General features: G+C 47.6%; 12 protein-coding genes. All 12 read right to left on the bottom strand.

The genetic code is table 11. From position 1 onward, the window contains the following. The 12 genes from ACX1C1_RS18725 to ACX1C1_RS18670 all read right to left on the bottom strand — a co-directional run bounded on the left by ACX1C1_RS18725 (position 1) and on the right by ACX1C1_RS18670 (position 9,796). Positions 1-774 carry a tetratricopeptide repeat protein gene (locus tag ACX1C1_RS18725; protein ID WP_458953695.1) on the bottom strand — a complete coding sequence of 258 codons (774 nt, stop codon included), beginning with the start codon at positions 772-774 and terminating at the stop codon, positions 1-3. 121 nt (positions 775-895) lie between these two features. Beyond that, positions 896-1,279 carry an aspartate 1-decarboxylase gene (gene panD, locus ACX1C1_RS18720; protein ID WP_458953694.1) on the bottom strand — a complete coding sequence of 128 codons (384 nt, stop codon included), beginning with the start codon at positions 1,277-1,279 and terminating at the stop codon, positions 896-898. Next, positions 1,276-2,166 (bottom strand): pantoate--beta-alanine ligase, encoded by an 891-nt coding sequence (gene panC / locus ACX1C1_RS18715; protein ID WP_458953693.1) that lies wholly within the window; start codon positions 2,164-2,166, stop codon positions 1,276-1,278. Before panC ends, panD begins: the two co-directional genes overlap by 4 nt. Then, positions 2,163-3,077 carry a 3-methyl-2-oxobutanoate hydroxymethyltransferase gene (gene panB / locus ACX1C1_RS18710; RefSeq protein WP_458953692.1) on the bottom strand — a complete coding sequence of 305 codons (915 nt, stop codon included), beginning with the start codon at positions 3,075-3,077 and terminating at the stop codon, positions 2,163-2,165. Before panB ends, panC begins: the two co-directional genes overlap by 4 nt. Before the next feature lie 288 nt (positions 3,078-3,365). Beyond that, on the bottom strand, positions 3,366-4,349 hold the full coding sequence (locus ACX1C1_RS18705; protein WP_458953691.1) for a biotin--[acetyl-CoA-carboxylase] ligase: 984 nt from the start codon (positions 4,347-4,349) through the stop codon (positions 3,366-3,368). Positions 4,350-4,361: 12 nt separating this feature from the next. Further along, positions 4,362-5,669 (bottom strand): CCA tRNA nucleotidyltransferase, encoded by a 1,308-nt coding sequence (locus ACX1C1_RS18700; RefSeq protein WP_458953690.1) that lies wholly within the window; start codon positions 5,667-5,669, stop codon positions 4,362-4,364. Beyond that, positions 5,666-6,826, bottom strand: a complete 1,161-nt coding sequence (gene bshA / locus ACX1C1_RS18695; protein ID WP_458953689.1) for an N-acetyl-alpha-D-glucosaminyl L-malate synthase BshA — start codon at positions 6,824-6,826, stop codon at positions 5,666-5,668. Before bshA ends, ACX1C1_RS18700 begins: the two co-directional genes overlap by 4 nt. A 73-nt stretch (positions 6,827-6,899) precedes the next feature. Continuing rightward, entirely contained in the window at positions 6,900-7,592 is a 693-nt protein-coding gene (gene bshB1, locus ACX1C1_RS18690; protein WP_458953688.1) for a bacillithiol biosynthesis deacetylase BshB1, read from the bottom strand. Beyond that, the gene (locus ACX1C1_RS18685) at positions 7,592-8,014 is read right to left on the bottom strand and encodes a methylglyoxal synthase (protein WP_458953687.1); all 423 of its coding nucleotides are present in this window, start codon (positions 8,012-8,014) and stop codon (positions 7,592-7,594) included. The genes bshB1 and ACX1C1_RS18685 overlap by 1 nt, the downstream gene beginning before the upstream one ends. Before the next feature lie 29 nt (positions 8,015-8,043). Next, positions 8,044-8,850 carry a 4-hydroxy-tetrahydrodipicolinate reductase gene (dapB, locus tag ACX1C1_RS18680; protein ID WP_458953686.1) on the bottom strand — a complete coding sequence of 269 codons (807 nt, stop codon included), beginning with the start codon at positions 8,848-8,850 and terminating at the stop codon, positions 8,044-8,046. Further along, entirely contained in the window at positions 8,850-9,407 is a 558-nt protein-coding gene (locus ACX1C1_RS18675; protein ID WP_458953685.1) for a tetratricopeptide repeat protein, read from the bottom strand. Before ACX1C1_RS18675 ends, dapB begins: the two co-directional genes overlap by 1 nt. Positions 9,408-9,472: 65 nt before the next feature. Further along, positions 9,473-9,796 (bottom strand): nucleotide pyrophosphohydrolase, encoded by a 324-nt coding sequence (locus tag ACX1C1_RS18670; protein WP_458953684.1) that lies wholly within the window; start codon positions 9,794-9,796, stop codon positions 9,473-9,475. Between the last annotated feature and the right edge of the window lie 113 nt (positions 9,797-9,909).

The following is a 9,909-nucleotide window of genomic DNA, read 5'->3' as shown; positions in this document are numbered from 1 at the left end:
TCACAAACAGCACAACTCCGTGCTCCCAAAATATAACGATAACTGCCCATTGGATTGCTGGCATGATTTTAGATTCGATAATGAATCCGTAAAGCTTGGATACACATCATAAGCTTTGCGGAACAGCTTCTCCGCATATGCCATATTCATCTGTACGGCATGAATACACCCAAGGGCATTATATCCTAAAGCGATCCACTTCGGAAAGTCCGATAACACGATCAGCAGCTGAAAGTGGCGCTGAGCTTCGTTCCAGTTCTGCTGATGCATCAAGCTCATCCCCAAAAATAAACGGGCCAGATTACATTCTGGCGCTACTGCAACGGCTTCCTGAAACAACTTTGCTGCTTCTGCGAACATAAACAATTTATAATAGCCTTGACCTTTGTAAACCAATGCTTCTGCCTCTTCAGGCACTTCCATATCGTTGTAGCTGCATGGCTGCTTCTCACTGATTGTAATGGGATAACTTGCAGCCGGCGCATTCGGAGCTCCGACATTCGTTGTGGATGGGCCAGTTTTTGGACCTTCAGAACTGTATAAGCTATTGCTACTAACAGTCTGGCTTCCGAAGTCAATTGGACCACATTCATCCTGTACGTCAGTAAATTTTTCTTCGAATTGCAGCCATTCTTCGATAAAAGCGTCGCTCACCTTCTTGAGCTCACGCAGTTGATCGTGATACAGTCCACGTTCCTGCTCTGTCGCCGATTGGTAACGCTCCCTGATGCCATCTAGCCATTCTTTCATCGAAACAAACATATGCTGTATCATACCGCATCCCGCCTTCGCTTTGGAGTAAGGAGTGATACGGTCATTTTTTGTTTGAACGGCGTTTTTCATACGGCATGCCAGCCGTTACATAATCGAGCCACTAACAAGTGCGAGTATAGCTTTACATGACTGTGGCATGCAATTCTTCCGTCAATATTTTAAGCGGTTTATTCTCATCGTTAAGAATCGTAACGACCGGTTTATGGGCACGCGCTTCTTCTGTCGTCATCGCGGCGTACGAAATAATAATAACTTTATCACCTGGCTGTACTTGTCTTGCTGCCGCTCCGTTCAAGCAGATTACGCCGGATCCGCGTGGTCCTGTAATCACATAGGTTTCAAATCTGGCGCCATTATTGTTGTTGACGATTTGTACCTTCTCGTTTTCCAATAAATCCGCCGCATCCATTAGATCCTCATCAATCGTAATGCTTCCAACATAGTTCAAATTTGCTTCCGTTACGGTTGCGCGGTGCAGCTTTGATTTCATCATCGTTCTAATCATCGTTCTCCACCTCCAACTGGTTCCTTGAATGAAATAAGTACATTATCAATTAAGCGGGTCGCTCCGAATTTAACTGCTACAGCCATGATCAAAGTCCCACTCCAATCGACGGCGCGCGATGAATCGTCAATTGGAGTAAGTCTCGGATAGGACAGCCATTCGACATAATCGATCTCAGCTTGCTCAGCTTGCTCAATGTATGCACTCACTTGTTGCCTTAGCTGCGCAGCTGTTGTCTCAGACTGCTGAGACCACTCTCTAACAAGATGGAGCGATTGAGACAACCTTACGGCCTGTACCCGCTGCTCAGCGCTTAGAAACACGTTTCTGGAGCTGAGAGCAAGTCCGTCAGGTTCCCTTAATGTTGGACAACGAACAATTTCAACATCCATGTTGAGATCCTGTACCATCTGCTCAATAACGGCAACTTGCTGTGCGTCCTTCATGCCGAAATATGCTCTCGTAGGTTTCACGAGATGGAATAATTTACTGACAACTGTACCGACTCCATCAAAATGTCCAGGTCTAGATGCTCCGCACAGACGTTCTGTCACTTCATGTATGATGACCTTTGTCAACGGTTTGGTCGGATACATCTCTTGAACGCTAGGGATAAAAACAACATCTACATCACATTCGGACGCGACAGCAAGATCACGATCTTCGTCCCGAGGGTAACGATCCAAATCCTCATTTGGTCCGAACTGAAGTGGATTTACAAAAATGCTCAATGCGATTATTTCATTATCTCGGCGTGCTTGCCGAAGCAAACTGGCATGACCTTCATGCAAATACCCCATAGTCGGGACGAAGCCTACTGATTTCCCCGTGCCTGTAAGCTCGTTTAACGCTTCCTTTAATTCAGGGATCGTTCGACATACGATCATGTATATTGAACTCCCTTCTCAGCTGATGGGGCTGTTTTTACAGATTCTTCTTGACTGTTTGTTGCACCACCATATAAGGCCGTTGGAACATTCGTTTCTTTTTGCGGCTGGAACGCGTGCTCCTCAGCAGGAAATTCGCCGGACTTCACGTCAGCTACATACGCTTCAATTGCCTGACGGATTGTCGTTCCGATATCCGCATACGTTTTAACAAATTTTTTCTCGAAATAAGGCGAAGCGTATTGCAGCAGATCGTGATATACCAAGACTTGACCATCGCAAGTACGTCCTGCCCCAATCCCGATTGTCGGTATGGAGATGGCATCCGTGATCGCTTTGGCAAGAGGCTCCGTCAACAGCTCCAGAACAATGGCGAAAGCGCCTGCTTGCTCCAGCGCGATCGCATCTTGCAACAGCCTCTCTGCATCGCCCTCTAGCTTGCCTTGTACCTTATAACCGCTCAATTGGTGTACAGACTGAGGCGTCAGACCAATATGACCCATAACGGGAATTCCGGCTTTGACCAGCGCCTCCACCTCGGAGGCAATCTCCTTGCCGCCTTCCAATTTGACGGCTTGAGCGCCGCCTTGCTGCATGATTCGAGCTGCATTCATGAGTGTCGCTTCACGGCTTGCGCCATAAGTCATAAACGGCATGTCAGCTATAATAAACGTATGAGTTGCCGCACGCGCGACAGCTCTCGTATGATAAACAATATCGTCGATCGTAACCGGTATCGTAGTTTCGTACCCTAATACAACATTACCAAGAGAGTCACCCACAAGTATCGTATCGATACCTGCTTCTTCCGCCAGCTTTGCAGACGGATAATCATACGCTGTCACCATGGAAATCGCATTGCGCTCCCGCTTCATCTTCTGAAGCGCGGAAATTGTCAGTCGTTTCCTCATCGGTTTCATCCCCTTTATGGCTATTGTGAACACAAAAAAACCTTTTAGCCGCTGCTGAAAAGGTTGCCGTAGAAAAAAGGAATATCCTACTTGTCATGCTTCCTTCTGTCTCGGTCCTCAGCGGCTCAGAGCAGAGTGCGCATCCCAATCATTGTCAATTGCAATACATTGGAGCATGCTATCGTTCCGCATCGGTGCAGCTTCTGAACGTATCGAATGCTGCCCGATGCCTCTATTTTACCAAAAAAAATACCGATCGTAAACGGCGCTTCCACTGCAGGGATATTCCTATGGCCTAGAAAGCGGCTCACCCATCTCGGCAGAGAAGATCGTAGCGATTCTGCCGTCTTCACAACGAACTCGGATCGCGCCGCTAGTATCGAGCGATTCGGGTACACCGATTAGCTCGCCTTGCGGCGTGGTCAACTTCACTTTTTGCCCTAATGATACCGCCATGGACTCCCACAAGACCGCAATGGGCTCAAAGCCTTCGCTCAAAAACAATTCGTACAACTGCTCCCATTCCAACAAGAAATCTGCCAGCAATTCCGTTCTGCTTAAGACTCGTTCAGAGGCCATTCGCAGAGATACTGCTTTCTCGCGCATCTCTTTCGGATAATCTGCTTCGGTCAGGTTCACACTGATGCCGATGCCCGCCACGATATATTTGAGCCGCACATCCTCAACGGCAGATTCCATTAAGATGCCGCTTATTTTGCGTCCATCTACCAGTAGATCATTCGGCCACTTAATTCCGATGGGCAGCCCGGTGCTTCGTTTTAAACTGCGGCATAACGCAACTGCCGCAAGCAGCGTTAACTGTGGGGCACAATGAATGGGAACAGCAGGTCGCAGCACCATGCTCATCCATATCCCTTTCCCGAAGGGGGAAATCCATGATCGTCCCATACGACCTCGACCACTAAGCTGGCGTTCGGCGACGACGAGATAACCTTCGGGCGCTCCTTGTTCTGCCGCAGCACGCGCCAAATCTTGCGTGGATTCAATCTCGCCTTCAATGGTCAGAACTTGGCCAAAGGTTTTGGTCGTCAATCTTCGTTCGACATGCTTATGTGTCCATTGATCCGGCTCAAAGAGCAGACGATAACCAAGCTTTGTTGAAGCTTCGAATTCATAACCGGCATTTTCGAGCTTTTTGATGTATTTCCATATTGCAGTACGGCTCACCTTAAGCTCTTCGCTCATTTTGGCGCCCGAAACATATTCGCCGGGATGGTCGCGTAACAATTGGATTAATGCTTCGTTACTCATGATTTACTCCCTTCAATCCGTCTCCCATGCTGCAGCTTGCTGGATCAAATGTTCCTTTTGATTCTCGATTCTGCCGAGTGAGGCTTCCAGGAGCAATCTCTCTAAGCATAACTTAAGCCACGCGCCAGCTCCTTTATTAAGAGCGCTTGCAAGTTCAGAGCCGGTTATGTCCAGCTCCTTCAAGGTAAGAACGGGAGCATGTTCAATCAACCGCTCTAATCTGTTTATCCATTCGACAGGAACCAGTCTCATCGAATTTGCATGATTTTTTGACAACAATTTCGTAATGAGGATCCAATGTCTTACAGGTGTTATTCCTATAGACAATGCTAATCGCATACTAGCTTTATCCCATTCTCCCGCAACACCTGAATCGAACTTGGTTCCATTCTGGTATTGAAGAAGATCCGCCATTTGTTCAGCGAATACAATTGGAGCCACTATTCTTTGTATAGACTTGTTCGACATCCGCAATGTATCCAGGGTTGTCCTTGTATCTGTTGCAGATATCCCCATCGATAGAGCCAAACATGTCCATTTGACATCCGGCTCGTTTATTTCATGGAGGATATCCGCGCCAGAAGGATGACGACGGCTCTCTTTATATTTGTTCACAAAAGCAAGAGGCTCCTTCGTATGACGAAGCAAGCCGCTCTGATCCAACCAGGCAAGAGAACGAGAAGGATTGCTGCTTTCGATCATTTTCGTTAGTTCGGCTTGAATCCGCTCCATCGCTATATGCTGCAACAGCTCCCGATTGCGCCTGATCGATCGCCATACAGACAAAGCCGGCTGAAATCCGTAGACTCCGATAAATCGGATAGCTCGAACCATTCGCAGCGCATCCTCACGGAGGCGCTCGTTCGCATCACCAACGCAACGCAGTACACCTAGTTCCAAGTCATTTAGACCACCGTATGGATCATGAATGCTTCCGTCCCCTCTGAGCGCCAACGCGTTGACCGTGAAATCGCGTCTCAACAGATCACCGTCTAAATCCTTGACAAAGGAGACGGAGCTAGGTTTGCGGAAATCGATATACTGAGCTTCTTGGCGAAAGGTCGTTACCTCGTAGGGTATCCCCTCTTGCATAATGGTCACTGTACCGTGGGCGAGGCCCGTCGGGATACATCGCGGAAATATCGCCATAACCTCTTCTGGCTCGGCAGCGGTTGCGATGTCCACATCCTTGACATTCTTGCCAAGGATGGTGTCTCGAACCGCCCCCCCAACAAATACCGTTTCATGCCCGGCTCGCTCCAGTTGCTCAATGATGGGCAATGCCGCCGACATCGCTGCGGTAAGGTCGAGCTTGATCATTCGCATACCGGCTCTGGAAGCTTCGCTTCGATGCCAAGAACACGATAATAAATCTGTTCGTATTGCGTTGTAATCGCGTCATTGCAGAATTCAAATCGAGCGCGGTGCAAGCAAGCATTTTTAATCCGATCAGCAAGAACATCGTCTGTCAAAAGTTTGATGGCATTCTCTGCCATCTCTTCCACGTTGCCGATATCCGACAGAAAACCAGTTTCTCCATGCGTGACAAGCTCCGGAATTCCTCCTGCATTAGAACCAACCGTCGGTACACCGCATGCCATGGCTTCCAGCGCAACCAGACCAAAACTTTCCTTCTCCGAAGGTAACAGCAATACATCTGCCATAGAAATGACCTGGGCAACATCCTCTTGTTTGCCAAGGAATTGTACACGGTCTTCAAGACCTAAATTTCGAACTTTACACTGGATTTTGGATTGCTCCGGTCCTTCTCCAACAAGCAACAACTTGGCTTTGATCTTATCTGCAACGCGGGCGAAAATATCTACGACATCGCTTACCCGTTTGACTGGCCGGAAATTGGAGATATGCATAAGAATTTTCTCATCCGACGCGGCGTAGTCGCGTCGGAGCGTCTCCACATCCCGCGGATAATAGACACGTTTATCTACAAAGTTATAGGTTAGATCGATCGGAGTCATGATGTCTAGAAGCTTGCGCGTTTCTTGAATCAGATCGTCCGATACGGCCGTAACGGCATCGCTCTGGTGGATGGCAAGTCTAATCAAATCCTTCAACGATTCATCCTGCGCGAGAACAGTTATGTCAGTGCCATGCAAGGTTGTAACCGTTTTGAATCCATCATTGCTCATCTGTTTGGCCAAATACGCGCAGACGGCATGCGGGATGGCATAATGAACATGAAGGATATCCAGCTTCTGCATCTTGGCAACTTGAGCCATTTTACTAGCGAGTGATAAGTCATAAGGAGGATATTTGAACACGTAATAATCGTTAACTTCAACCTCATGAAAAAAGATGTTTTTGTTGAATTTCCCCAAGCGAAACGGAATGCTATGCGTTATAAAATGAATTTCATGTCCTCTCTCGGCAAGCAATTTCCCGAGTTCCGTTGCTACAACACCAGAACCGCCCAGCGTAGGATAACATGTAATTCCAATCTTTAGTTTTCTGGTCATGTCTGATGCACCTCCGCATGTGAAACTTTACTTATATGTATTCCCAATAGGTTTTCCCTTAGTATTCATAACCCTAAAATCCCGCTATACCAAACGGACGTTTAATGGCGAATCCTTCTGCATAGCTCCAGCCACGGCCCTGGGCCAACAAAGAATCCCTTGCTTCAACCCGTTCCAAATAACCGCTCGTAAGCGGCGTAGCAACCGTATCCGCTCCACCACTCAAACCGAACTGCGATTGATAGGCCTTCAAAGCCTGTCTCTTCTGTTCGTATACGGAAGACACATCCATCACAAGCGACACGTTCTCCATATCATTAATATAATAATAGATAAGCTGTTCCACCTGGACCGGCGGCAACGGCTTCATATAATTGCGAAGTTTGGCATTAAACACAGCTTCTTCAATCAGCTTGCTGGCTTGTACATGATCGGGATGCCGATCCACCCAATAAGGGGCAAACACATATTTGGGTCGCCACTTCCGAATTTCTTCTACAACCCGTTCGATATGCGCACGGGAAAGCTCAAGTCCTCGATCAGGCAGACCAAGATTTGTACGGGCATATAGACCAAGCACCGCGGCCGCTGCATCGGCTTCTTGCCGACGCAGCTCCACGGTGCCGTTGGATGACATCTCCGCTTCTGTCAAATCGCATATGACAACTCGTTGTCCCGCCATCGTATGTTTCACGATGGTGCCGCTCATGCCAATCTCGGCATCATCGGCATGTGCGCCGAAAATGAGCATATCGATTTCGTTCATTACTCGGCCACTCCCGGCTTATATTTGTGGACAAGCTCTCTCCACGCAAAGTCCCCGCGTTCTACAGCTTTAACAAGCAGCTCCGCTGTCGCAATATTAGTCGCAACTGGAATACCTTGCACATCACATAGACGGAGCAAAGCGATAATATCCGGCTCATGCGGCTGTGCCATAAGCGGATCTCTAAGGAATATAATCAGATCCATTTCGTTCTCTGCGACCATGGCACCGATTTGCTGATCACCGCCAAGTGGTCCCGACATAAAACGATGAATGTTTAATTTCGTTTGCTCCATGATACGGGTTCCTGTTGTGCCTGTTGAATATAGCTTATGAGGAACAAAAACATGTTCGTACGCTGTAACAAAATTTACAATTTCATCCTTCTTGCGATCGTGTGCGATAAATGCAATGTTAAGCATGACGTTCCCCTCTCGTGCTGAAAAATCAATTAGTCCATCAGATGTTCGAAACCATAAACCATTCCGGAATAGTGCATAACCTTCTTAACCGCTGTGTTGACGCCAGGCATATAACCAGCGCGATCGTAGGAGTCATGGCGGATCTTAAGCGACTGTCCGAATCCCCCGAAGATCACTTCTTGCTGCGCAAACACTCCCGGCAATCTCACGCTATGTATACGGAAGCCATTGTAGTAACCGCCGCGTGAGCCTTCGATAATTTCTTCCTCATTCGGATTACCTTGACGAAGCTCTTGGCGTACTTGCGAGATCAGCTCAGCCGTTTTAATCGACGTACCGGACGGAGCGTCAAGCTTCTGTTCGCCATGGTATTCGATGATTTCTACATTCGGCAAATATTTGGATGCTTCCGCTGCAAATTTCATCATCAGAATGGCGCCAATCGAGAAGTTTGGTGCGATCAATCCGCCAATTTCACGCGCTTTGCACAGCTCGTCCAGCTCTACGATTTGCTCTGGGGTAAAGCCTGTTGTCCCCATAATAGGACGAACCCCATATTCGATCGCTGTTCTCGTATGACTGTATGCGACCTGAGGAACAGAAAAATCTACAAGAACATCCGCTTTTGTCGAAGCCAGCGCTTCTTCTAGGGAAGCACTCACGATGATTCCACAGTTCGGTTTGCCAGCCAAGGTTGCAGCGTCAATCGGGCCCGAAGAAGGGGATACCGCAGAAACAAGCTCTAAAGTTGCGTCCTCCAATACCATCTTCACGACTTCGCGACCCATACGACCGCTTGCGCCGGCAACAGCCACTTTAATTATGTTTGTCGACATTACAAATCACCTTCCCCTGTCTCTCTATGAAGTTTGGAACGAATTTTTTTCGTCGATCTTCTCAGCTTACGTTTAATATCAGCGAATAACCGCTTAGCGGTGTGATGGTGGGGATCCAGAACCAAGGCATCTCGGATATAGGTTAATGCTTGTTCCATATCCCCTTCAGTATAGCGGATCATTGCAAGCGTATAGAATCCATCAAAATTCAATGGATCAAGTTTCACAACCTGCATCAGCTTATCTCCCGCTTCAAGGAGTTTCGGCGGGGATGCCGCAAGCAACACATTCGCTTCCTCTAACAGCAGGTTTGCATACACGAACTGTGTATGAAATCTATATTCATCATTGTCCGGATCCAACTTTTCAGCGATATCAGCGTATTGGCGCGCCTTATGCCACTTGTTGCTGCGGGCACAAGAAACAGCGCATTTGTGATAATATCCCGCATTGTCCGGCTCTGCGGCAATCGCCAGCTCGAACCAATGAATCGCGCCTTCGAAGTCGCCTCGCAGAATGTCATCGTAAGCCTTGCGGATGCAGCTTTCCCCGTCCATGTTCCATCCTCCTTGTACAGGATCGATGGTACAGCATATGTAAGGAGCTTGCATACGGTTCGAATCTATTTCTTAGTCCAACGATTCGCATCGCGAGTATTAAACTTATTCATGACTTTATTATGAGCTTCCGTGAGGTCGATGTCGAGTGAATTGGCGAAACATGATAAGATGAACAGAATGTCTCCAAGCTCCATCTCGATGCTGTTATCAGCTTCATCTGCCTTTTTTGGCTTTTCACCGTATTTATGGTTAATTTCTCTAGCCAGTTCTCCTACTTCTTCGGACATTCGTGCCATCAGTGCAAGAGGACTAAAGTAACCTTCTTTGAATTGTGAGATGTAATCGTCTACCTCTCGCTGGATATCCGACAATGATTTCTGAGTCATATCTCGCGCTTCCTTCCCAATATTCGCTATTCTCTTCTATGTTACCGTATTATTCTGTGCAAAATCAATGTTTTTTGAAGCGGTCTTCTAAGCCATACTATACCTATCTGTTT

The sequence above is a fragment of the Paenibacillus sp. strain BS8-2 genome (assembly GCF_054483835.1).
The sequence above is the reverse complement of the archived record's forward strand: the minus strand, read 5'-3'. Positions and strand labels throughout refer to the sequence as shown.